This window comes from Rheinheimera sp. EpRS3 (assembly GCF_001513785.1).
Taxonomy (GTDB): domain Bacteria; phylum Pseudomonadota; class Gammaproteobacteria; order Enterobacterales; family Alteromonadaceae; genus Alishewanella.
The window spans coordinates 268,307-291,808 of sequence record NZ_LNQS01000001.1 but is presented as its reverse complement, the minus strand read 5'-3'; the positions used below and the strand labels follow the sequence as shown (position 1 = coordinate 291,808).

26 protein-coding genes and 1 riboswitch are annotated in these 23,502 nt (G+C 50.5%); of the genes, 14 read left to right on the top strand and 12 right to left on the bottom strand.

The features are described 5' to 3' along the window. Positions 1 to 145 precede the first annotated feature (145 nt). Positions 146 to 328 carry a hypothetical protein gene (locus AR688_RS01290; RefSeq protein ID WP_068228046.1) on the top strand — a complete coding sequence of 61 codons (183 nt, stop codon included), beginning with the start codon at positions 146 to 148 and terminating at the stop codon, positions 326 to 328. On the opposite strand, the gene AR688_RS01285 is transcribed toward AR688_RS01290, so the two are convergent. The 4 genes from AR688_RS01285 to AR688_RS01270 are packed head-to-tail and all read right to left on the bottom strand — an operon-like array spanning position 314 to position 4,171. Next, complete coding sequence (locus tag AR688_RS01285) at positions 314 to 1,210, bottom strand: phosphotransferase (RefSeq protein ID WP_082694642.1); 897 nt, start codon at positions 1,208 to 1,210, stop codon at positions 314 to 316. The two genes, AR688_RS01290 and AR688_RS01285, sit on opposite strands and share 15 nt — an antisense overlap. Then, positions 1,162 to 1,791: a nicotinamide riboside transporter PnuC gene (gene pnuC / locus AR688_RS01280; protein WP_068228039.1), complete on the bottom strand. Its 630-nt coding sequence runs from the start codon at positions 1,789 to 1,791 to the stop codon at positions 1,162 to 1,164. The genes AR688_RS01285 and pnuC overlap by 49 nt, the downstream gene beginning before the upstream one ends. Further along, a complete protein-coding gene (locus tag AR688_RS01275; protein ID WP_068228036.1) occupies positions 1,788 to 2,036 on the bottom strand; it encodes a YkoF family thiamine/hydroxymethylpyrimidine-binding protein in 249 nt (82 codons plus the stop codon). Before AR688_RS01275 ends, pnuC begins: the two co-directional genes overlap by 4 nt. A 26-nt stretch (positions 2,037 to 2,062) precedes the next feature. Continuing rightward, the gene (locus AR688_RS01270) at positions 2,063 to 4,171 is read right to left on the bottom strand and encodes a TonB-dependent receptor (protein ID WP_068228033.1); all 2,109 of its coding nucleotides are present in this window, start codon (positions 4,169 to 4,171) and stop codon (positions 2,063 to 2,065) included. Between the two features lie 41 nt (positions 4,172 to 4,212). Continuing rightward, positions 4,213 to 4,309, bottom strand: a riboswitch (TPP riboswitch). A gap of 113 nt (positions 4,310 to 4,422) precedes the next feature. Between AR688_RS01270 and AR688_RS01265 the strand changes: the two genes are divergently transcribed. Then, a complete protein-coding gene (locus tag AR688_RS01265; RefSeq protein WP_068228030.1) occupies positions 4,423 to 5,271 on the top strand; it encodes a hypothetical protein in 849 nt (282 codons plus the stop codon). Here the strand turns inward: AR688_RS01265 and AR688_RS01260 are convergent. Beyond that, positions 5,268 to 6,914, bottom strand: a complete 1,647-nt coding sequence (locus tag AR688_RS01260; protein ID WP_068228027.1) for a methyl-accepting chemotaxis protein — start codon at positions 6,912 to 6,914, stop codon at positions 5,268 to 5,270. The genes AR688_RS01265 and AR688_RS01260 overlap by 4 nt on opposite strands. Before the next feature lie 139 nt (positions 6,915 to 7,053). Here AR688_RS01260 and AR688_RS01255 point away from each other — a divergent pair, with 139 nt between their 5' ends. The 6 genes from AR688_RS01255 to AR688_RS01230 all read left to right on the top strand — a co-directional run bounded on the left by AR688_RS01255 (position 7,054) and on the right by AR688_RS01230 (position 12,466). Further along, positions 7,054 to 7,827 (top strand): metalloregulator ArsR/SmtB family transcription factor, encoded by a 774-nt coding sequence (locus tag AR688_RS01255; protein ID WP_068228024.1) that lies wholly within the window; start codon positions 7,054 to 7,056, stop codon positions 7,825 to 7,827. A gap of 72 nt (positions 7,828 to 7,899) precedes the next feature. Continuing rightward, positions 7,900 to 8,910, top strand: coding sequence for an ArsJ-associated glyceraldehyde-3-phosphate dehydrogenase (locus tag AR688_RS01250; protein WP_068228021.1), 1,011 nt, complete (start codon positions 7,900 to 7,902; stop codon positions 8,908 to 8,910). A 23-nt stretch (positions 8,911 to 8,933) separates the two neighbouring features. Beyond that, positions 8,934 to 10,136 (top strand): organoarsenical effux MFS transporter ArsJ, encoded by a 1,203-nt coding sequence (gene arsJ / locus AR688_RS01245; protein ID WP_068228018.1) that lies wholly within the window; start codon positions 8,934 to 8,936, stop codon positions 10,134 to 10,136. An 86-nt stretch (positions 10,137 to 10,222) separates the two neighbouring features. Then, positions 10,223 to 11,137, top strand: a complete 915-nt coding sequence (locus tag AR688_RS01240) for a cation diffusion facilitator family transporter (protein WP_231731883.1) — start codon at positions 10,223 to 10,225, stop codon at positions 11,135 to 11,137. Position 11,138: 1 nt separating this feature from the next. Further along, entirely contained in the window at positions 11,139 to 11,549 is a 411-nt protein-coding gene (locus AR688_RS01235; RefSeq protein ID WP_068228015.1) for a hypothetical protein, read from the top strand. Between the two features lie 152 nt (positions 11,550 to 11,701). After that, a complete protein-coding gene (locus AR688_RS01230; protein WP_068228012.1) occupies positions 11,702 to 12,466 on the top strand; it encodes a M15 family metallopeptidase in 765 nt (254 codons plus the stop codon). A gap of 58 nt (positions 12,467 to 12,524) precedes the next feature. On the opposite strand, the gene mgtE is transcribed toward AR688_RS01230, so the two are convergent. Then, positions 12,525 to 13,868, bottom strand: coding sequence for a magnesium transporter (gene mgtE, locus AR688_RS01225; protein WP_068228009.1), 1,344 nt, complete (start codon positions 13,866 to 13,868; stop codon positions 12,525 to 12,527). A gap of 293 nt (positions 13,869 to 14,161) precedes the next feature. Here mgtE and AR688_RS01220 point away from each other — a divergent pair, with 293 nt between their 5' ends. From AR688_RS01220 to AR688_RS01210, 3 genes are all read left to right on the top strand, one after another. Continuing rightward, entirely contained in the window at positions 14,162 to 14,965 is an 804-nt protein-coding gene (locus AR688_RS01220; RefSeq protein WP_068228006.1) for a DUF432 domain-containing protein, read from the top strand. A gap of 12 nt (positions 14,966 to 14,977) precedes the next feature. Next, complete coding sequence (locus AR688_RS01215) at positions 14,978 to 15,829, top strand: mechanosensitive ion channel family protein (protein WP_068228003.1); 852 nt, start codon at positions 14,978 to 14,980, stop codon at positions 15,827 to 15,829. Positions 15,830 to 15,918: 89 nt separating this feature from the next. Further along, positions 15,919 to 17,538 (top strand): BamA/TamA family outer membrane protein, encoded by a 1,620-nt coding sequence (locus AR688_RS01210; protein ID WP_068228000.1) that lies wholly within the window; start codon positions 15,919 to 15,921, stop codon positions 17,536 to 17,538. On the opposite strand, the gene mutM is transcribed toward AR688_RS01210, so the two are convergent. The 5 genes from mutM to radC all read right to left on the bottom strand — a co-directional run bounded on the left by mutM (position 17,535) and on the right by radC (position 20,164). Beyond that, a complete protein-coding gene (gene mutM / locus AR688_RS01205; protein WP_068227997.1) occupies positions 17,535 to 18,344 on the bottom strand; it encodes a bifunctional DNA-formamidopyrimidine glycosylase/DNA-(apurinic or apyrimidinic site) lyase in 810 nt (269 codons plus the stop codon). The genes AR688_RS01210 and mutM overlap by 4 nt on opposite strands. Before the next feature lie 2 nt (positions 18,345 to 18,346). Beyond that, on the bottom strand, positions 18,347 to 18,829 hold the full coding sequence (locus AR688_RS01200; RefSeq protein ID WP_068231030.1) for a hypothetical protein: 483 nt from the start codon (positions 18,827 to 18,829) through the stop codon (positions 18,347 to 18,349). A gap of 92 nt (positions 18,830 to 18,921) precedes the next feature. Further along, a complete protein-coding gene (gene rpmG / locus AR688_RS01195) occupies positions 18,922 to 19,077 on the bottom strand; it encodes a 50S ribosomal protein L33 (RefSeq protein ID WP_008219722.1) in 156 nt (51 codons plus the stop codon). Positions 19,078 to 19,088: 11 nt separating this feature from the next. Beyond that, positions 19,089 to 19,325 (bottom strand): 50S ribosomal protein L28, encoded by a 237-nt coding sequence (rpmB, locus tag AR688_RS01190; protein ID WP_040551802.1) that lies wholly within the window; start codon positions 19,323 to 19,325, stop codon positions 19,089 to 19,091. A 164-nt stretch (positions 19,326 to 19,489) separates the two neighbouring features. Then, a complete protein-coding gene (gene radC / locus AR688_RS01185; RefSeq protein WP_068227994.1) occupies positions 19,490 to 20,164 on the bottom strand; it encodes a RadC family protein in 675 nt (224 codons plus the stop codon). 82 nt (positions 20,165 to 20,246) lie between these two features. Here radC and coaBC point away from each other — a divergent pair, with 82 nt between their 5' ends. The 3 genes from coaBC to slmA all read left to right on the top strand — a co-directional run bounded on the left by coaBC (position 20,247) and on the right by slmA (position 22,735). Then, complete coding sequence (gene coaBC, locus AR688_RS01180) at positions 20,247 to 21,458, top strand: bifunctional phosphopantothenoylcysteine decarboxylase/phosphopantothenate--cysteine ligase CoaBC (RefSeq protein ID WP_197412080.1); 1,212 nt, start codon at positions 20,247 to 20,249, stop codon at positions 21,456 to 21,458. 47 nt (positions 21,459 to 21,505) lie between these two features. Then, positions 21,506 to 21,964, top strand: a complete 459-nt coding sequence (dut, locus tag AR688_RS01175) for a dUTP diphosphatase (protein ID WP_068227991.1) — start codon at positions 21,506 to 21,508, stop codon at positions 21,962 to 21,964. A 180-nt stretch (positions 21,965 to 22,144) separates the two neighbouring features. Beyond that, complete coding sequence (gene slmA, locus AR688_RS01170) at positions 22,145 to 22,735, top strand: nucleoid occlusion factor SlmA (RefSeq protein ID WP_068227990.1); 591 nt, start codon at positions 22,145 to 22,147, stop codon at positions 22,733 to 22,735. A 210-nt stretch (positions 22,736 to 22,945) separates the two neighbouring features. Here the strand turns inward: slmA and AR688_RS01165 are convergent, their stop codons facing one another. Next, on the bottom strand, positions 22,946 to 23,317 hold the full coding sequence (locus tag AR688_RS01165; protein ID WP_068227987.1) for a diacylglycerol kinase: 372 nt from the start codon (positions 23,315 to 23,317) through the stop codon (positions 22,946 to 22,948). Between the last annotated feature and the right edge of the window lie 185 nt (positions 23,318 to 23,502).

The window sequence follows — 23,502 nt, the reverse complement described above, 5'->3', positions numbered from 1 at the left end:
CCGGGCAACACTATTAGCGGCAGTTTAAAAAAGTGTAACCGGGTGTGACATTGCTTTGCGCCAAGCAGGCTTTATCAGTTGGCTATTCACAAACGCCTGATTTTAGGCTATTACTTGTAAGTTTTTTAATCAACAGGATCAGGTTATGGCACTAATGACAGTTGAGCAGGTTGCAACCTTGCTTGGCGTACAAACAATAAGAGTAGAGCGGTTAGCGCGGGAAAATTTGCTGATTGCGGCTGAAACAGACAGTGAAGGAAAACCGCTGTTTAATGAAGAGGATGTAAAGCGTTACAAAACGCTGGCTGAACGTTTAGGGGGTTTGTAACGACACAGCCGCTAAACCTTGTACCTGCTGCTGCCAATAGTTTGCCTCTGTCTGGCAATCTGGCAGCGCCAGATACCACCGCCAGCAAAAACCACTGTATAACAACTTTGCTGCAGGCAGTTTTTCGGCCAGTAGTTTTTCAGCTGACAGTGCATCAAGTTCATTACACTGCCGTAAGCGGGCATAATCTGCCAGCATTTGTGCTTCTGCTGTTTTATCTAAGCTAAAATGTAAACTTATGGCGGCTAAATCCAGGCTGCTGTCGGCCTGCTGACTGTACTCAAAATCAAGTAACCACAGTGTATCTGCGGCCCAAAGCAAATTACCCTGATGTAAGTCCATATGACATAACACTAAATCAGGCTCCAGGCTGCTAAGTTGCTGCGCAGCCTGTCGCAATGCTGCCTGCAGGGTTTTATCGGCACGGCTATCGGCCGGTAGCGCTGCCTGTAATTGCGGTAAATAGGTGGCATAATCCAGCGTGGCAGTTTGCACCTGCAACTGATGAAACTGCGCCAGTACAGATAGCAAGGTACTACCGCCATGGCGTGCATAATCGAAAGGTTCGGCGCCGCGGATATATTCGCTTAACATCACCTGATAGTGGTTATTTAAACACAGAGGCGTAGCGGCCAGCCCCTTAGCGGCGGCGGCATGCTGGCAGCGCAATTCCTGCTGGCGGCATACGGTAGATTCCGCCGGATAACAGCGCAGTACATATTCGCCCTGTGCTGTTTTTACATAGTAACTTTGGTTACTGGCGCCATGAGACAGCGCCCGCACTTGTACAGGCGGCTGATCGACAAAAAACTCCAGCCGCTGGCATAAGCGGGTTACATGCTCAATCTCACTGCCGGTTGTTGCTGATAATGACTGCGCCAAATAAAGTACCCTGCAATAGCGATAACCGTATACAGCATAAACAAGCCGGTAAGGAAATACAGATGTTTTTGTGCATAAACGAAAATTGATACAGCGTCTATCACCACCCAGTACAACCAGTTTGACACCAGTTTACGTGCTACCAGCCAGGTTGCCATTACGCTGAACACTGTGGTTTGGGCATCAAGATAGGCAAAATCGGCCTGAGTATAATTTGCCATAAAAGCCCCAAGTACCACACCGGCTATAGCAGTAACGCCAATTAATACCGCATGCCGCTGCCAGGCCCACTCGTATACCGGGCCACGCTGATCCGGGGCGCTTTGGCGCAGTTGCTGCCAGCGCCACCAGCCATACAGCGCCATAGCAGCGTAATATAGCTGTAGCAATGCATCAGACAACAATGCCGACTGCCACATAACGTGGGTAAACAACACCGTACTTAACAGCGCAGCCGGCCAGCACCACAGGCTTTGTTTTAATGCCAGAATCACATAAGCCAGCGCCAGCAGCGTTGCCGCCAGCTCAAGGCTGTGCATCAGCTGCCACTGCGCCATAGCCTGTGTGATCAGCTCATTCATGGCCGTAAATCACCGTGAATAAACTTACAGACAAATACTACTTTGCCGTACTGCTCAAATGACCATTTAATACAGGCCTGCAAGGCCTGCATTACTGCATCGTAATCACCAAATAACTGGGTGCTCATGGTGTTGGTTAACACGGTTACGTCCGGGTATTTATTCAGCTGCTCAATAAAGCCTTTTATCGGGCCGATATAATCGTCGGCTAACGGGTACTTACTGATTTCAACAGATAATTGCATAACGTTCTCCTCAAACATCACTGGCCTTAAAACTGGTAGCTTGCAGTTACGCCAAAACGGCGTGGCTCAGCAAATTGCTCATACACATGTGGCTCGTAGCCATCTCTGGGGTCGTTACCAAAATAGAAGCCGCGCACACCGATATCCTGATCCAGCGCGTTGCGGGTCCATACTGCCAGTTCCCAGTTTGTTAGCTGGTAGCTTAAACGCGCGCCCAACAGCTCGTAGCGTGACGATCGGGCATTGTGGCCGTCAGAGTAAAAGAAGGCATCTTTACCCTGCAGGCTGACATTAAAGGTAAGGGCTTCGGTGATATACCAGTCAGTGGCTACACTGTACTGAAAGCGTGGCGCCTGGGCCTGCTCGCGACCGCTGAAATTTTCTTCGTCCAGCGTGACATAATTACCCAGCTTGGTTTTGAGCCAGCTGGCAGATAAAAATACTGCAAACTGCGGATGCAGTTGCAGGCGGTTTTCCATTTCAATACCGTAGTTACGGCCGCTACCGGCATTATCAATAAAACCGGCAAATTGCGGGCCGCTGTCGGGGTTAAGCCAGCCTTTTACCTGCATATCGTCACGCCACATATAAAATGCCGCCACCCTTGCGGTAATGCTTTGATCCAACGCACTGCCTTTTACGCCAAACTCGGCGTTGTACAGCGTTTCAGGCTGGAAACTGGCTTTGCTGTTGAGCTCGCTTAAGCTGTCATCGGCGGCTTTGGCCAGCGCATCGCCGTTTACACCACCGGCTTTATAGCCACGCGACGCCAGCAGGTATATTAACGCCTGGCTATTTACCTGATAATTCAGGCTTAAATTGGCGCCCCACATAGTGTCGTGGTTTTTAATATTGTTACCGCTGATATCGCTGTAGTCATCGTCATACCGCTCCAGGCGCAGGCCCGACACCAGGCTCCAACCGCTACCTAATGGCGTGCTTAGCTCACCATACACTGCGGCATTGCTACGGCTGAGCTCGCTGACAAACTCATCGTCCTGTGACAAATCCCAGCTCCAGAACTGCCGCGTTAAATCAAAATTCTTGCTGGCGGCATAGAGGCCAAATACCCAGTCGCTGTTGCCCAGTTTACCCTCGGGTGTAGAGACAAACCGGTAATCCAGCGTAAATTGATCGCGGCTGCGTAAGTACCGGTCGGTAGTGGCATATTCATCCGGGTGAATACCGACATAGCTCCAGTCTTCGTCAAAACCGTAGTCGCTGTCGGCGGTTAAATAACTCAGTTGCGCCAGCACTGTAGCAAAGGGCAAACCACGGTAATCAGCCTGCAGTGCTACCGCTTTGCTACGGATCTTATCCTGCCCGGGCTCGTCTGACAGCGTGGTGCGGTTGCGATCCAGCGAAAAGGCATCATAGCCGTTATCCTGATCGGTAAAGTGCGTAACCAGTTGCAGCGTCAGGGCATCTGATGGCTGATAACGCAGTTTAAAACGGCCGGTAAATTCGTCGATGTTGTTGGTATCGTCGCGGTTTAAATAGGCGTTATTGATAAAGCCATCCGAGTTTTGCTGTTCTAGCGAAAAACTGTAACCCAGTTGCTCATTAATGCTATTGCTAAACTGGCCTGCCAGTTGGCGGCTGTTGTAGTTAGCCAGCGTAGCACTGAACTTAGCTTCCGGCGTCGCCGTTGGGCCTTTGGTAGTCAGGTTTAGCATACCGGCCAGCGCATTGGCGCCAAAGCGGGTAGCCTCGGGGCCACGAAATACTTCCAGTTGGGCTAAGTCACTGATGCCGCTGATCCCCATACCGGAATAATCAATACCGTCAATCAGTATGCCCACTGATGGGTTTATCGTATCAACAAACTCGCTACGCTCGCCGATGCCGCGCATCTGAATATAGCGGCCGCGTGATGCGCCGGAGGTAAAGTTAACATTGGCAAACTGGTTAAGTAAGTCATCCAGATGTTGCGCTGAGGTGCGCTTAACATCCTGCTCACTGACCAGCGCAATACTACCGGCAACCTGCTGTACTGCCTGCTGGCGAAAATCGCCTTGTACACGAATCCGCTCTATAGCCGTATCGACCGGCTCTGGGGCAGTTTCAGCTGCATTAATTTGAATAGAAAAACTGCTGCATACCGCAACAGCGATTAACGATGGGAAAAAACGCATTTTTGTATGAATCTCCATAAAAACACAGAGATCACACCAGCTTGAGGAGTTAGCACCATCCCTCCGCCGGTATAATCCGGATCAGGTTCTAAGGGTTCGCCTTGCGGCATCTCAGCTATTGCACCCCTTGGTTGCGCGGCAAGTGTAAAGCGTTTTATTTGTACATGCAATGTGCAAAAGCCGCCCGGACGCCTATAGTTGAAACGGAATTATGTTGTATCCGCCGGCTCATACGCTGACAAGGACACATGATGAAAAGCTATATCGAGCGCGTTATTGCTGAAATTCCATTATTTTTTAACCACTTCAGTCAGTGTTTATTCCGCCCCAAACGTTTTATCCAGCAGCAATCGGCGCTTCCTGAACAGCCCGATGAGATCAGCAAAGGCGTCGAGTTTTTAATTCTGTCGTTTCTTATTGCGCTGTTTATCAGTCAGTTGCTGCCCGAAGCGGTGAACCCTGTCGCGTTACCCGCCGACGATGCAGCTTTTACGCGCCTGGCCAGTAGCGCGCTGTTTGATTTATTTCTGTTGTTTTTCGCCGCAGCTATCGCCTTTGGCTGTCTGAGAATGGTGGGCGTTGCCAGCAGCTTCTCTGCCTTTTTCCGCCTGTTCGCCTTTTTTTGCGGCATTACTATGGTGTTGTTGGTATTTGCCAATGCGCTGACCAATATCGCCATGATAGATCCGGTCGTTGCCAAAAGCTGGATCCAACTGGAACAAAGCGCTCAGGCCTTACAGCCAATGACAGCGCGTTTACTGTGCAATACCGATGCTACCGGTGAGTTAGTGGCCGACACTGCAACCAGCAACGCGCTGCAACAGCAACTGCAGCAGGCACAAGTGGTATATCAACAGGCGACAGAGCGGACATTGTTTTTGCTGGGAGCTGGCTTACAAGCCCTAATGCAGTTGATTCTGCTTTGCTGGCTGTTTATTGCCTGGTTTGCCTACGGCAAACAGCAACAGCTGAGCAGCGGCAAAATTGTATTATCTGCGCTGCTGAGCCTCGGATTGATTTATGTAGCCAGCATACTGCTAAGCCTGATGCAAACCGGCAGCCAAATGATGGCGCTGTACCGTTCTTGTCCGACTAGTTAAACTTGCTTAGCAACAGCATTGAATACCTGCCAGTCGTTATTTAGCTGGGCGGCCAGTTGGGTTAGTTGCTCACTGGCGCTGGCTGAGCGGCTAGCTTCGTTGCTTAACTGGCTTACCTCGTCGTTTAACTGATGTATAGTTGCGGCGATATTTTCTGAAACCACTTGTTGCTGCGCTGTGGCCGTGTGTATTTGTGCATTTGCGCTGCTGATATGCTCAACTGCGCTGGCCAGTTGATTAAAGCGGCTGCCGGTATCCTGCGCTAACTGCACATTGGTATTGGCCTGCGTATGCGCCTGCTGCATTACCTGTACGGCATTAGCAGCTTGCTGCTGCAACTGTGAAATCATGCCATTTATTGACTCTGTAGCCTGCTTGGTATTAGCAGACAAGGTACGCACTTCGTCGGCGACTACAGAAAAACCGCGCCCGGCCTCACCTGCCCTGGCTGCTTCAATAGCGGCATTTAACGCCAGTAAATTGGTTTGCTCAGAAATTTTACGGATCACCTCCAGCACACTGGAAATCTGGCCGGAGCCCTGCTGTAAACCACTGACCACCTCTACACTGTGTTGCAACTGTACCGCCAGTGCCGTAATACCTGCTGCACTTTTATCTGCTGCCGTATGGCCATTTTGGCACAACTGCTCTGCGTGCACTGCTGCTTGCGCAGCCACTCCGGCGTTTTGCGCGACTTGCTGCACACTGCTGCTCATTTGCTCAGCAGCTGCGGCAAGTTGCTGTGCCTGGCGCGCCTGTACGGCAGCGCTTTGGTTTACCTCGGTACTGATATCGTACACTTGCCCTGCCTGCTGGTTTAACGCCACAGCGCTGTGGCCCAGCTTGGCAACCAGTTGCTCAAAATGCTGCATCATCTGATTTAGTGCGCTGGCAGCTTGTGCCAGTTCGTCTTTGCCATTGTCGTTTGCCCGCAGGCTAAGATCGGAGCGGGTAACCACCTGTATCAGCAAATCACGCAGCGCCAGTAATGGCCGGCACACTGAGCGCTGTATTGCCCAAATAAGCCCACTAACCAGCAATACCAATGCCAGACCACCCAATAAATAGGCCTGCACCAGTTGTCCGGTAAAATGCTGCGCTCTGTCACGTACTGTTACCGCGGCACTGAGTTGCTGCTGAATAAAAGCCTCAGTCAGCTGGGTAAAGCCGGTGATCCTAAGCTCAATTTCGCTATTAACGGTAGACTCATTCAAAATGCGCACCAGCAGTGCGTCACTGCCGGCATAGCTAATCCACTCGCCATAATGCTTAATCGCTTTGGCAAAAGCCTGATCCAGTTCGGTATAGAATTCGCTGTCGTCCTGCAGTGGCCTGCTTTGTACAAAACCCTGCCAGTGCTGCTGTGCCTGCGCCATATGTTGTTTAACCACTTGCTCGGTGGCTTCGGCTGAAGCCCAGCCGGTGCGGTATTTGCGGATATCCTGCAGTGCGGTTTGCTGCAAAATCTGCTGCACCGCCATAACGTCAGACAAAATCGCCAGATGATCATCGTATAGCTGATTAAACAGCTTATCTTTTTGCTGTGCCGACCAAAAAGCCCCGGCCAGCACCAATAACAACATTAATAGAGGCAGTACACCCAGTATCAGTACCCTGCTGGAAATTTTCAGCTTCGACAACATAACCGCTCCCAACGTCCGGCTTAAAACTGGCGGCAGTGTAAAACGGCCAGATGACAACTATGTGAATTTTAACCGCTGCCGTTGACATGCATAAATATAGATATATGATAATTCGCATATTACAAAAAAGGTAATTAGCATGAATAAAAAATCCGTGATTTTTATCTGCACCGGCAACTCGGCCCGCTCGCAACTTGCTGAAGCCTTGTTCCGGCATATGGCTATCGATCAGTTTGACGTGTTCAGTGCCGGTACTGCGCCAGAACCAATAGACCCGCGGGTATTTACAGTTTTGGATGCACGGCATATTTCGGGTGAAAACCTGCGTAGTAAGGACTTAACCAGCCTGAATGAGCGCTATTTCGACTACGCCATTACCTTGTGTGACAAAGCCCATCAAAGCTGCATTACTCAGGTAAAAGCGGCGCAAATTCTGGCCTGGGATTTTGCCGACCCTAAACCCAAAGCCGGAACTAAAGCCTTTGATGTAGTGTTAAACGAGTTAAGCGAGCGGATTAAATACTTCTTACTGTTTAGCCAGAAATACCGTGCTAAACCCGAGCAGCTAAGCGATGCCTTAAGTTTTTATAAAGCCCTGGCCGACGATACCCGGTTAAAAACTCTGTTACTTATTCAGCAGCAACAAGAGCTGTGCGTCTGTGAGCTAACTGCCGCACTTACTGAAACCCAGCCGAAAATTTCACGCCATTTGGCTCAGCTGCGTAAAGCCGCCATTTTGCAGGACCGCCGCCACGGCCAGTGGGTGTTTTACCGCTTAGCCGATAACCTACCCGATTGGGCTCTAGAGGTGTTGCGGCTTACCGCGGCAAATAATAGCGCCCTTATTGCGGATAACCTTAGCAAACTTAATCAGATGGGCGACAGGCCGCAACGTGCCGCGCTATGTAACTGAGCTCGCGATGCAACTGGTTACGCCACCGAACAATGTAACTAAGTAATATCGTTAACATACAGGATTAACAAGATGAGAATTAAAGTAGGTATTAATGGCTTTGGCCGTATTGGCCGTTTAGCACTGCGCGCGGCGTTTGACTGGCCCGAGCTGGAATTTGTACAAATTAACGACCCGGCTGCCGATGCGGCTACCTTTGCCCACTTACTGAACTTTGACTCAGTACACGGTATCTGGCGCCACAATGCTGTGGCCGAGGGCGATAACATCGTGATCAATGGTAAAACCCTTGCTGTTAGCAGCAATAAAGCCATTAATGATACCGACTGGTCACAGTGTGATGTCGTCATTGAGGCGTCTGGCAAGATGAAAAGCAAAGCTTTATTAGAGGCTTACTTGGCGCAAGGCGTAAAACGGGTAGTAGTAAGCGCGCCGGTAAAAGAGCCGGGTGTATTAAACGTGGTAATGGGCGTAAACCAGCAGCTATATAATAAAGACATGCACCGCATTGTTACCGCCGCCAGTTGCACAACTAACTGCCTGGCACCGGTGGTAAAAGTAATACACGAACAACTGGGCATTAAGCATGGCAGCATTACCACTATTCACGATTTAACCAACACCCAGAGCATTTTAGACACACCGCACAAAGATTTACGCCGTGCCCGCGCCTGTGGCAGCAGTTTAATCCCCACTACCACCGGCTCGGCTACCGCCATTACCGAAATATTCCCAGAACTTAAAGGCCGCTTAAATGGCCATGCCGTGCGCGTGCCGCTGGCCAATGCCTCATTAACTGACTGCGTATTTGAAGTAGAGCGCACCACCACAAGCGATGAAGTTAACGCTCTGCTAAAAGCCGCCGCAGAGGGCGAGTTAAAAGATATTCTCGGTTATGAAACCCGGCCTTTGGTGTCGGTAGATTATAAAACCGACCCGCGCTCCAGCATTATTGATGCGCTATCCACTATGGTGGTTAACGGCACTCAGGTAAAAATTTATGCCTGGTACGACAATGAGTGGGGCTACGCCAACCGTACGGTTGAACTGGCCAAACTGGTTGGCCTGCAGGATAAAGCCTAAACGATGCTAACCGGAACAAGTCTATGCTAAGTACGCTAAGCCCACAGCTACGCCAATATATGCTGGTAACAGCGAATTACTGGGCCTTTACCTTAACCGACGGCGCACTGCGCATGTTGGTGGTGCTGCATTTTTATAGCCTGGGTTACAGCGGCCTGGCCATTGCCATGCTGTTTTTGTTTTATGAAATTTTTGGCGTTATTACCAACCTGGTTGGCGGCTGGCTGGGTGCCCGCATCGGCCTGAATAAAACCATGAATATCGGCCTGTTGCTGCAAATACTGGCACTGGGTATGTTGTTGCTACCGGCCCAGTATTTAATTGTGTCCTGGGTTATGGCAGCGCAGGCGCTGTCAGGCATTGCCAAAGACTTAAATAAAATGAGCGCCAAAAGCAGCATCAAACTGCTGGTGGCAGACAACGCCCAAAACACTTTGTTTAAATGGGTAGCTATTCTTACCGGTTCAAAAAATGCGCTTAAAGGTGTGGGCTTTTTTATCGGTGGTTTACTGCTGAGCCTGTATGGTTTTAGCACAGCGATACTGCTTATGTTGCTGATGCTAAGCGTAGTCTGGTTGCTAAGCTTATGGCGCCTGAAAGCCGATTTGGGTAAAAGCAAAACCAAGCCCAAATTTACTGAGCTGTTGTCAAAAAGCCGGGCAATTAATTTATTGTCAGCCGCGCGTATGCTGTTGTTTGGCGCCCGCGATGTCTGGTTTGTTATTGCCCTACCACTAACGCTGGCCAGCCAGTTTGGCTGGAGCCACTGGGCCGTGGGCAGCTTTCTGGCCTTATGGGTTATTGGCTATGGCGCGGTGCAAAGTATGGCCCCCCTGCTTACCGGTAAAGCCCGTCTGCCTGACGGTGGCACCTTAACATTGTGGGCACTGCTATTGTGTGCCATCCCAGCCGCAATTGCGGTAGCACTTGAGCAACAGTGGCAGGCAGAAACTGCCCTGCTCGGCGGTCTGCTGCTGTTTGGTGCCGTGTTTGCTATTAATTCATCCTTACACAGTTATATGATTGTCAGCATGGCGAAAAGTGATGGCGTGTCACTGGATGTCGGCTTTTACTATATGGCCAACGCCATGGGCCGCCTGATTGGCACGGTGTTATCCGGTTGGGTATATCAGCTGGCAGGCTTAACGGCATGTTTGTGGATCTCATCAGGCATGCTGGTGGCTACCGTGCTGGTATCGTTGTTTTTACCCAAACGCAGCGCGTGACAGCACATGGCTCCATATGACAGTGCATGACACTACATGACATCGGGCTGCGGCTACTCTACACTGCAGTAAGCCGCTGATAAATTATGAAATACACCATGTTAAAACTACGCCCGCGCCAGTTACTGCTACTGTCTTTAGTGGGTGCCTTCGCCACTATGGCGCTTAAGTCACTGGCTTGGCAACTTACCGGCTCGGTCGGCTTTTTATCTGACGCGGTAGAATCTCTGGTTAACGTTGCCGGGGCAGGTTTTGCCCTGGCTATGGTCAGTATTGCCCGCCGCCCGGCTGATAACAGCCACCCTTATGGCCACAGCAAAGCAGAATATTTATCAGCTGCCTTTGAAGGCGGCATGATTTTTCTCGCCGCACTGGTAATTCTTGCCACAGCTATTGAACGGCTGTTTAACCCGCAACCTATTTCTACGCTGGGTATAGGCACTTTGCTTACAGTACTGGCCAGCCTGATTAACCTGGCTATTGCCATGTTATTGTTAAAAGGTGGTAAGCAGTATAATTCTCCCGCCCTCGAAGGCGATGGCAAGCACCTGCTAACCGATGTCTGGACCACCGCCGGCGTGGTTATCGGCGTTGGCCTTGCTGTACTCACCGGCCACAACTGGTTAGACGCTGCTGTTGCCATTGCCGTTGCGCTGCATATTCTGCATGAAGGTGGTGGCATCCTTTATCGTGCAGTAAACGGCCTGATGGACAAAGCCCTGCCTGACAGTCGCATCAGTGAAATAGCGCAGGCGCTGGATCATTTTGCCAGCGGTAAAGTGCAGTTTATTAACCTGCGCACCCGCTCTGCCGCCACCCTGCAGTTTGCTCAGGTAGATATGCAGGTGCCCGGCCACTGGACAGTAGAGCAGGCGCACCAATTAGCTGACGACGCCGAACTGGCCATGCAGCAGCTGGGTGTTGAACTTAGTGTACATATAGAGCCGCAGCACGCGCATGGCGCACCAACCAATCCTGTAACGGAATATAAAGGAACTTAGCATGACCGCACGTACCCAATCTGAATGGCTCTGCCTGCAACAAAGTTACGACAAAATGGATATGCAGGCGCTGTGGTTAAAACTGCTTTGCCTTGTCGTCTGGTTTTGGTTGCTGCATAACGGCGACAGTTTACGTATTCAGTTCACAGCAATAGCCTTGTTCTGGCTGCATGAAGCTTTGCTGCGCACAGTACAACAGCGCACCGCCGAACGACTGCTACAGCTAGAGCAAGCACTGATACAAAACCAGGACATTGGTATGCAATGGCACAGCACCTGGCAGCAACAACGCGGCGGTGTCACCACTCTGGCCATGTCTTACCTGCGCCAGGCGTTAAAGCCAACTGTAGCCATCACCTATATTGTTCTCATAGTACTAAGCGTAATCCGGGTGAGTGTTATGTTTAATTAGTGACATAAACCGGGGGCAGTGATTTTTCCGCCCCGGCAGATAAGTAAAACAGCAACCTCTCTCTGCCGCCCGTTTATTGCCCGGCTATACTTCATACCAGCCGCAGGCTGCGGCTAACCCGGCAACACCGGGGTAACGGAGGAGCTTTTACTATGGCCAGAGATATGGTGATGGAACACCTGCATCCGACTTTCCGGCAAAAAGTCGAGTTGCTGTTGCAGGAACTTGCCCGCGCAAACTTACCTTTCAGATTATTTGAGGGCTTTCGCTCGCCACAGCGCCAGCGCGAGCTATACAACCAGGGCCGCACAAAACCCGGCGCAAAAGTGACTAATGCCGATGCGTGGAGCTCTTTACACCAGTACGGTGTTGCTGCCGATTTTGTACTCTATATTGACGGTAAATGGAGCTGGGATGACAGCGGCGAGCGCAAAGGCTGGTGGAAACAGCTGCATAAGCTGGCACAGTTGCAGCAACTGGAACCGTTAAGCTGGGAGTTACCGCACTTACAAATGCAGGGCATGCAACTGGCGCAGCTGCGCAGTGGCAGTTACCCGCCAAATGGCGATACAGATTGGGCAGAAAACCTGCAACAAGCTATTGCTAGCTGGCATGGCACACCGGCGGCACCACCGTTGCCGACTGCGCAATTTGGCCGGCCACCATTACCGGCTAATGCGCCGGTGCTGGAAACGAACAACTTGCCAGCCCACGACGCCAGACGTGCCACAGTAATAGCCCGCGATGGTTTACGCCTGCGGGCTGGCCCCGGCACAAGCTTTGATGTTAAAACCACCCTGCGCAGCGGCCAACTTATTACAGTAATACAAACCAGTGGTGACTGGAGCCAGATAGATATTCAGGGTGATGGTTTTGCCGACGGTTACTGCCACAGCGGTTATCTGGCATTTTCGTAACAACTGTTTAATAACCCCCTAGTGAGCAGCACTGCGCCAGATACGCCGTGCTGTTTTGTTAAAGCCCCAGATACCAGGTAGCAATAGAAAAATACAGCACCACACCGGCGACGTCGGCAATAGAGGTAATTAACGGGCCGCTGGCGGTAGCAGGGTCCAGGTTAAAACGGCTGAGTAAAAATGGCAGTGACAAACCAATTAAACTGCCCGCCAGTACCACCAGCATCATTGTTAGCGACACCACCACAGCAATATCATAGCCTCCGCGCCACCAGCCCAGCCCTACTACAGCGGTCGCCATCGTCAGGCCTAATAAACCGGCTACCAGACATTCTTTGCCAAGCAAATAGCCCCAGTCACGCAGTTTAATTTCACCGGTAGCCAGCGCACGCACCATTAATGTACCCGATTGCGCCCCGGCATTACCGCTGCTACCAATTAATAACGGTAAAAAGAATAGCAGCGCAATATGGCTGGCAATAATACCTTCAAAATGGGCAATGCCGGCGCCGGAGAAGATATTGCCAAACACTAAAATAACCAACCAGAACACCCGCTTGCGATACAGTAAACCAATACCTGCCTGTTTAACGCTGGTTTCCAGCTTGCCGATGGTGGCAGTTTTGTGAAAGTCTTCTGTCGCTTCGGCTGCGGCAACGTCCATGGCGTCATCGTAGGTTACAATACCGACCATCTGGTGTTCGCTGTTAACAATAGGCAGGGCCAGTAAGTCGTACTTGGCAATCAGTGACGCCACTTCTTCCTGCGGCATATCGACACTGGCATAGATAGGATCGTGGTTAATCAGCTCTTCTATCGGCATATGCAGCGGCGCCAGAATAAGATCGCGCAACGACACTACGCCAATTAATTTACGGGCAGCATCTACCACGTAGGCTGAATAAATGGTTTCTTTGTCCGGCGCTTCACGGCGCAGTGAATCCAGCGCTTGTGCCACAGTCAGCTCGGCGGCAAGAATGGCGTAGTCAGACGTCATAATGGCACCGGCTGTGCCTTCTTCATGCGATGTCAAACGCAGTAAGTCTTCACGCTCGGCTTGCGCCAGTGCTGGCAGCAGAGTTTCGCGTTGCTCGTCACTTAAGCGGTTAAATAAATCGGCGCGTTCATCAGAAGACATCTGGCGGATAATAGGTGCCAGCTTACGACGGCTGATATTTATGGATAAATTTACCTGCTCTTCTGCCGGTAAATAGCCAAATACTTCCGCTTGCTCTGAGCGCGGCAGCACGGTTAGCAGGGTCCATAGATCCTGGGCGGCAAACTCAACCAGCGCGCTGGCCAGGTCGGCGGGGTGCACGTCGTCCAGCCGCTCACGCAGCAAATGTACAGTATCTGATTCCAGCGCGGTGCGCAGTGTGCTGATCAGCGCAGGTAATTCCATAGCAACCTCTTACTAAACAAGCTTAGTAAGGGCTGAAAACTACCTTACTAAGCGGCACAATTGGCGAAACAATTGCAGAAAATGGGTGTTGGCAGGCTGGGCCTGCTACTGGGCACGTCCATAAGGGTGATAAATCTCCGGCTAAGTTAATTAACCTGTTGCTGGATAAGCAAAATATGGCGCTATTTTATAAAGCATAGCAGTGAATCTCAACTGAATATTGCCAAAACGCCAATAGGACTTATACGGCCTTCTTGTTAAGATTGCTGCAGCATCGTGATTGAGCAGACTATATGACACAAAAACACTCAGCAGATAACGCCTGGTGGCGACCGGTTGAACTGGAAGCAGACAGTTGCTGGAGCTTCAACATAGGCCCGTTAAGTATTTATGTTAAACGCCAGGCGCAACAGTGGCTGCTGGCGTATGAACGCACCAGCGCCGTTGACGGGCGCGAATTACTCAGCAGCTCAGCGGCAATATGTATGCCGCCACAACTAAAAGCCGAACGTTATATGTTTCGTCAAAGCCCGGCGGCATTGTGCCTGAAACCTGTGCTGATGGACAGACCGGTCGTAGTGAAAACACTGCAACCTGTGCATATTCCGCCAGCTGAACAAACCACCTTGTATATCAGCTCACCGGTAAGTGTGCAGGTGTCTTTGCAACAGCCGGAATACCTGTTGCAGGAAATTGCCATTGCGCGTTTATCCGACACCTGGTTTGGCCCCTCTACTCAGGTAGGCGAATTATGCTACGCCGACAAAACCCATGCCCGCTACAATAAAAACGAGCTGCCACTGCGGCCACATCGCGCCATTACGCCGGTGGTGATTCAAAACACTTCAAAGCAAATGCTGTCATTGAGTAAAATCAGTATTCCTGTACCCTATCTGGCCGTTTACAGTTCGGCCGATGGCAATTTATGGACCGACCCGATAACCTTGCAACATGAAGGCGCAAACAGCCTGGCCCGCTTTAAAACCGGCACCTTGTCGGCTGCTGATACTAACGGCGCAATGCTGATCAGCCCGGCGCGGGCCGTGCCGGAAAAACACAGCCTGATCCGCGCCTTTACGCATATTTTTACTGAATAACCCAGAGGCAATATGACTGAACAACTCCTGCACTGGCTGCAATCAGAACAAGCCAGCCATATATTAAAAGCCAGCATTTTACTGCTGGCCGGTTTTGTTGTCGCAGGCCTTGCATCGCGGGCTATCGGCCGTATTCTGATAAACAACTTCTCGCAGCATCATGTAGTACTGTTTAAACGTTTGGTGTACTGGCTACTGCTGGCGTTGTTTATTGCCTCTGCGCTAAAACAACTCGGGTTTTCACTCAGTGTATTGCTGGGTGCTGCCGGTGTGTTATCGGTTGCACTGGGGTTTGCTTCACAAACCTCGGCATCTAACCTGATCAGCGGCTTATTTTTAATTGGTGAGCAACCCTTTCAGTTGGGTGACACCATTAAAGTAGGTAATACCACCGGTGAGGTGTTATCTATAGATTTATTGTCAGTAAAGCTGCGTACCTTTGATAACCTTTATGTGCGCATTCCAAATGAAAGCCTGATTAAAAGCGAAATGACTAACCTGACACGCTTTCCGATCCGGCGCTTTGATTTATTAATCGGGGTGGCTTACAAAGAAAATATCTCGCAAGTTCGCCAGGTGATGCTGAAAGTCGCTGACAATAACCCGTTGTGCCTGGATGAACCAGACCCGATGTTTTTATTCCTCGGCTTTGGTGATTCATCACTGAATATTCAATTTTCAGTATGGAGTAAACGGGAAAACTTCCGCGACTTACGCAACAGCCTGCAGGAAGAAATTAAACAGGCGTTTGACCAAGCAGGTATCGAAATACCGTTTCCGCAGCGCACGGTTTATCTGGCGCAACAAGCTACACCCACACCAACCGAAGCGGCAGATGCAACAACACAAAACCACAGCGTATAGGCTTTACTTGCTAAGTACGCCGAAATAACGTTAACTGGTAACACTATTGCTACAGACACCCCTTTACCGTCAGCCAGGAGGGCAGGCTTATGTTTCGCAGTCTAAGCTGCTTATTTACCGCTGTTTTTTGCTGTGCAAGCTGGGCTGACTGCACTGAAGTCAGCCCGCAAAGCAATACCGTGCTACCCAAAGGCGTTAAAGTGGGTAATATCCAGTATCAACGTAATAATGTATTCGACCTGAGTGAGAAAGGCACATTCTGGCTGCACCGTTTTGCTAACTACAGCCACATTATCACCAAAGAACCCACAGTACAGGACGACCTGCTGTTTCTTCCCGGGGAGCCACTTAACTTAAATGATCTGGAAGAAACTGAGCGCTTATTGCGCAGCCGCGCCTATATCCGTGAAGCTGCTGTCAGGGTGATTCGCTATTGCGAAGACACACAAAGCGCCGACGTGCTGGTAGAAACCTGGGATAACTGGTCTTTACTACCCAAAATAGATTTTAGCAGCGAAGGCGGTGAAACCGACTACTCTGTCGGCATTGCCGACGACAACCTGCTGGGTACAGGTAATCAACTGCAGCTGGACTACGCCAAAGACAGTGAACGTAGCGGCTATCTGGTCAGTTTCGCTTCGCCGAATATCTTCGGCACACATTGGAATACCCTCACCCGCTATGCCGATAACTCAGACGGCGAAAGCTATCACTTTGCGCTAACCCGGCCTTTTTACCGGCTGTCATCAAACTGGGCATTCAGTTTAGATATAGAGCAGAAAAAAGAAGAAATTAAAGACTACCTGCTGGGCGATGAAATTAACCTGTATGACCGTAAGCAAAAATGGTTTGAAACCTACGCCGGTTTTAAAATTGCCGAACGGGGAAACCGCATTCACCGGCTTAATGTGGGTATAACGCTGGACGACACCAAGTTTCAGCATATTGATGAAACCCAGTTCTCCGCGCCGGAAGATCGCAATTTGTCTTCTGTCTGGCTAGAATACCAGATGCTGCAAACCAACTACAAAAAGCTGTTTAACATTAACCAGTTTAACCGGGTAGAAGATATTAACCTTGGCTGGCAGGCGCGGTTACGCATTGGCCGTTTGCAGTCATGGCTTAGCGCAGACAACCCTGGCTGGCAACTGGATTCTGAGCTGGCTAAGGTATGGCAGCTAAGCAGTGACACTTTTTTACTCGGTAACAGCCGTTATCAGGCGCTGTGGTTAAAAGAGATTAACCAGCATTTGTTTAGCAATCAGCTGCAACTGGTGCATCAGTTAAACAATAGTAGTAGTGCTGTTGGTATTATTAACGCTGAATTTGGCCGCCAGCTGTTTCAGGATAACGCCCTGTATTTAGGCGGCGACACCGGCCTGCGCGCTTTTCCACTGTATTATCAACGTGGTGACAGCCGTGTAGTCGCCACTGCTGAGTACCGCTACTTTACCGACTGGTCAATATTGCAATTGCTGGATGTAGGCTTTGCCAGCTTTGTTGATGCCGGCCGTAGCTGGGGCGCCGAGCAGGATTTTGACAGCAATATCGATGATGGTGTGTTGTTTGGCGTGGGTGGTGGTATACGCTTACTGTCGTCGCATTCCAGCCGCGGTACCATGATCCATATTGATCTAACCCATCCTTTTAGCGACAACCCTGAGCTGGATGCCTGGCAGTGGCGGGTTACTGCGAAAAAACGGTTTTAGTTCTGACACTTCGGACAAAACACCGTACTGCGCTGGCCAAGACGAATTTCACTTAACACCGTATCACAGGTTAAACAAGGCTGGCCGCCGCGGCCATACACCAGCAATTGCTGGGCAAAGTAGCCCGGTTTACCATCGGCCTGGCTAAAATCTTTTAACGTAGTACCGCCCTGCTTAATGGCTGCGGCCAGCGTATCTTTGATCACCGGCAACAGTTTTTTCAGTTGTTGTGCTGTTACCGCTTTGGCCGGTTTGGACGGCAAAATACCCGCTTTAAACAAGGCTTCGTTGGCGTAAATGTTACCCACGCCTACCACCACGTGGTTGTCCATCAGCACCAGTTTTACCGCACTGCCGCGCTTGGCAAAAGCCGCCGTTAAATGCGCCAGATTAAAATTATCACTCAGTGGCTCCGGCCCCAGGCTGGCCAGTAATGGGTGGGTTTCCCCCTTATGCTGCCACAGCACAGCACCAAAACGGCGGGTATCGTTTAACCTGAGCGCCATACCGCTGGCTAATACCAGATCAATATGATCATGTTTAGTCGCTGGCGTATCAGAGGGTATAACCTTTAAATGGCCCGACATGCCCAGGTGCAAAATAATATCGCCCTGCGGCAGCTGAATAAGCAAATACTTGGCACGGCGCGTTACCGATAAAACAGGCTGGTTCAGCTGCGCCAGCACCTCATCAGGTACCCACCAGCGTAGCTGACGTTGGCGAGCCACTACTTTGACTAACTGTTGGTTTTCCAGATAAGGGCTGATGCCCTGGCGCGATACTTCTACTTCAGGTAATTCCGGCACTGTTACTCCGCCATATCGATTAAAAACAACTGCGCCGCCTGTGCAGCAGTTAACTGGTAAAACTGACTCTGCCCGGCTTGCTGTAATAAGAACTGCTCGCCATCAGTATCAGCAGCCGGATACAGCAACCAAATTAGCGGCGCAGTTTGCCCAACCAGCTGCACACTGGCCTGTGCTACCGGCACGCGGCTTTTATCTGCAATCACCTCAACCGGCGTAAGTAAACTATGCTGCCAGGCCACTGCCAGTTGTGCTGCATCTACCGGTTTCTGGCGCTGGGGTTGCAACTGCCACTGTGGGCCGGCTTTAATAAGCCGCGTATTAGCAAAAGCTACCATCAGTAATTCACTATCAGCGGGGATCAAGCGATGTTCAGGCGCATTAAACTGCGATAAACGCTGCGGAATGCCATACAGCGCAAACATCAGCACCAGCACGGCAAAAATCAGTACATTATTCCAGTTACGGCGGGACAGTTTTAACATAACCATACCTGTCGGCAAAAGCATTGCGGCATAGTAACTTAGGCGGGCTTTAAAAAGCAAAAACCCGGCGTTGGCCGGGTTTCTGTGTTCGATTACTTGATTTTCGCTTCTTTGAAAATCACATGCTTGCGCACTTTAGGATCAAACTTTTTGATTTCCATCTTTTCTGGCATGGTGCGCTTGTTCTTCGTAGTTGTATAGAAGAAACCAGTGCCTGCAGAAGAGACTAAACGGATTTTATCGCGCATTTTTTATTTCCTTACACCTTGTGACCGTTAGCACGCACTTCGGCTAATACCGCATCGATACCTTTCTTATCGATGATGCGCATACCACGGGTAGAAGTACGTAATGTAACAAAACGGTTTTCACTTTCAACCCAGAAACGGTGAGTTTGCAGGTTAGGCAGGAAACGGCGCTTAGTAGCATTGTTGGCGTGTGAACGACGGTTACCCACCATCGGACCTTTACCAGTTACTTGGCACACTCTAGACATGTCAATAGTTCTCCAAAATTACATCAGCTCGAGCTGTCATCACCCTTCTGGCCAAGAAGGTTGCCCCAAAACAAGAGGGCGCAATTTATACACGAATAAGCCGCCTTATTCAAGCGAAATCTTTCGCCCGCGCGCAGAGATCCGGCAAGGATCTCTGCAGATCTTCACAGCCAGCCACGCTCTGCAAAGGAGATTACATCGGCATCGCCCACAATAAAGTGATCCAATACCTTGATATCTACCAACATTAACGCCTGAATTAATCGTTCAGTAATCGCTCTGTCCGCCCGGCTTGGTTCAGCCACGCCAGAGGGATGATTGTGCGCCAGAATAACAGCGGCGGCATTATGCGCTAAAGCCTGCTGAACTACAATACGCGGATACACCGGGGAGGCATCTATAGTACCGGCAAATAACGGCTCGGCTTTAATTAGCCGGTGCTGGCTATCTAAATACAGTAAAAGAAAGACTTCGCGCTGCTCGCCACTGATAGCGTGTTGCAGATAACGCTTTACGGTGGCCGGTTCAGTAAACACGGTATCGCGCTGCATTTGCTGCTGTAAATAGCGTTTGCTCAGCTCCAGTACTGCCTGAAGCTGCACAAACTTGGCCTCGCCCAACCCTTTGGCCGAGCAAAAATCAGCCTGGCTGGCGCCAAGTAAACGCCTTAGCGAACCAAACTGACTTAACAACTGCCGCGCCAGCGTTACAGCGTCAGTACCGGCAATACCGGTGCGTAGAAATATAGCCAGTAACTCGGCGTCTGACAGTGCTGTCGCGCCTCTGTCGAGCAGTTTTTCCCGTGGCCGCTCGGTGGCGGGCCAGTGACGAATACTCATGCTATCCCTCCCTGAATTGATGCTGAATTTGTGTTTCCATGCTATCTTATCGCCAGTTTTTTCCGGTTCTGGTGTCTCTGTCATGTTGCAAACCCTTGCCCAAAAACACATTTTGCTAGGTATCAGCGGCGGTATTGCCGCCTATAAAAGTGCAGACTTAGTACGCCGTTTAAAAGAGCGTGGCGCAGATGTGCGGGTTATTTTAACCGACGCCGCCCAGCACTTTATTACTCCGCTGACACTGCAGGCCGTATCAGGTAACCCGGTAAGCACAAGCTTGCTAGACCCGGCAGCAGAAGCCGCCATGGGCCATATCGAGCTGGCAAAATGGGCTGACATAGTGTTAATTGCCCCCGCCAGCGCCGATATTATCGCCCGCATGGCGCACGGCTTAGCCAACGATTTGCTGACTACCTGTGTATTAGCCACCGCGGCACCTGTTGCTGTAGCGCCTGCAATGAACCAGCAGATGTATAAAAACATAGCTACCCAGCATAATTTAGCCACTTTAAAAGCACATAATTTTTACATTTATGGCCCGGGAGTGGGTGAACAAGCCTGCGGCGACGTCGGCTCAGGCCGCATGCTGGAGCCTTTAGAGCTGGTTAGCGCATTAGAAAAACATTTTTCAGCTGAACAGCAACTTAATAACATTAAAATCACAATTACCGCAGGCCCAACGCGCGAAGCTATTGATCCGGTGCGTTATATCTCTAACCACAGCTCAGGCAAAATGGGCTTTGCCTTAGCGCAAGCCGCCGCGGCTATGGGCGCACAGGTCACCCTGATTAGCGGCCCGGTGCAGTTAGCTACACCTGCAGGGGTAACACGCATTGACGTTACTACCGCAGAGCAAATGCACGAAGCTGCATTGGCTCAGGCGAAACAAAACGATATTTTTATCGGCTGCGCAGCGGTGGCAGATTATCGTGTAGCACAGGTTGCCAGTGAAAAGATGAAGAAAACCGCCAGCGACAGCATTGAGCTCAAGCTGGTAAAAAACCCGGATATTATTGCCGCCGTTGCAGCACTAACCACACAGCGCCCCTTTACCGTAGGTTTTGCCGCGGAAACACAAAACGTAGTGCAATACGCCAAAGATAAACTGGCACGCAAGAAGCTGGATTTAATTTGCGCTAATGATGTATCGGGCACTGAACTGGGTTTTAACAGCGATCATAATGCTGTCACTCTGGTGTGGCAGCATGGCGAGCAGGCATTACCGGCCCAGCCCAAAGCTGAGTTAGCCAAAGCCATACTGCAGCATATCTATGCTCAATTTTCCGCCAGCTAGTTACCATTAAAATACTAATTATCAATAAAATAAGAGTTAAGCCGTAAATGAAAAAAGCCATTGATTTAAAAATCCTTGACCCCCGAATTGGTACAGAATTTCCGTTGCCGGCCTACGCCACACCGGGCTCTGCCGGGTTAGATTTACGCGCCTGTCTGGATAGCACACTGACACTGGCACCGGGTGAAACTACGTTAATTCCTACCGGTCTATCTATTTTCATTGGTGATGCTAATTTATGCGCCACTATCCTGCCCCGCTCTGGCCTGGGCCATAAGCACGGCATTGTATTGGGTAATCTGGTGGGCTTAATTGACTCGGATTATCAGGGCCCGTTAATGGTGTCTATGTGGAACCGCGGTAAAGACAGCTTCAACATTGAGCCGGGTGATCGCATTGCCCAACTGGTATTTATGCCAGTAGTGCAGGCTGAATTTAATATTGTCGACAGCTTTGAACAAACAGCGCGCGGCGAAGGCGGTTTTGGCCATTCTGGTAAAGCATAATTAGCTTAAAGCACAATGCTTTAGGTTGCGCCGAAGGCCGGCGTACTTATGCAGCAGCGGCATGGATGCCGCGGAGCCTGAGAGGGCACAGGGACGTGATCCTTGAAGGCGGCGAAATAAGTATTTCCGGCTGTAGGCGCCTGCACCAGACTCTAAGTTACTTTTTTTACAGGACACGCAATGCCGGCACCCCGTCGCAGTAATCGTAAAGAAGACATTTTGCAGGCCCTTGCGGCCATGCTGCAAAGTAATAACGGCCAGCGCATAACCACCGCTGCACTTGCAGAGAAAGTTGGTGTGTCTGAAGCAGCGCTATACCGGCATTTTCCCAGTAAAGCGCGGATGTTTGAAGGCTTAATTGAGTTTATTGAAGATACACTGCTATCACGCATCAATGGCATTCTGGACGAGCACAAAGACACCGCCAGCCGCACCGAGCTTATTTTACAGCTGATATTGGTATTCGCCGAACGTAACCCGGGCATTTGCCGTATTCTCACCGGAGATGCACTGCAGGGTGAGCAGGAACGCCTGCAAGAACGCGTTGCTCAGTTATTTGAAAAACTGGAAACCCAGTTAAAGCAATGCCTGCGCGAGCGTAAGCTGCGTGAAGGTAAAGGCTTTAGTATCGACGAAGGCGAGCTGGCAAACCTGTTGCTGGCTACGGTAGAAGGTAAACTGAGCCAGTTTGTCCGCTCCGGTTTTACCCGGCTGCCAACCCAGTACTGGGCTAACCAGTGGGCACAACTACAAACTGCTCTGTTTAGCTAAATCATAACGTGAGAGCAGCGTGGCTGGTGTGCTTTCGTAGCAGCGGCAACTAAGGTAGTAACGTCAGGGATTAGGAAATGCTTTCTTCGCCGGCTTCAAGGATCACATCCCTGTGCCCTCTCAGCCTGCGCGGCATCCATGCCGCTGCTACGAAAGCACACCTAATCCCTTCCTTAACCAGAATCAGAAGATTCGGCTGGTCAACAACAGCTAAGCGAAGCGCTCATAAATCGCCGCGCCCCATATCAACGCCACTATTACTAAGCTGACAAACACTGCAGCCGAGCCCATATCTTTGGCACGGCCCGACAGTTCATGCCGCTCCAGACTTACCCGGTCAGTCAGTGATTCAATCGCTGAGTTTAATAGTTCTACCACCAGTACCAAACACCAAACACTCACCAACAAGGCAAACTGGCTGACTGACGTGGCCAACCAGGCGGCCAGCGGAATAGAAATAACAGCTAAGATGGTTTCCTGACGAAAGGCAGACTCAAACTTCCAACTGGCAGCAAAGCCCTGCATCGAACATTTTGCAGCCCTGATAATTCGGCCTAAACCAACGCCGTTTGGCTTTAACATCTTTGCTGTCCTTCATTGCTGTTGTGTATCGGGCTAAGGTCGAAGCGTCAGGTACAGGGTCAGGTGTGCTTTCGGAACAGCGGCAAGGATGCCGCGCAGGCTGAGAGGGCACAAGGATGTGATCCTTGAAGCCGGTGCAGAAAGCATTTCCTGACACTGTACCCTACTCTAAAGCCCGATTTTCC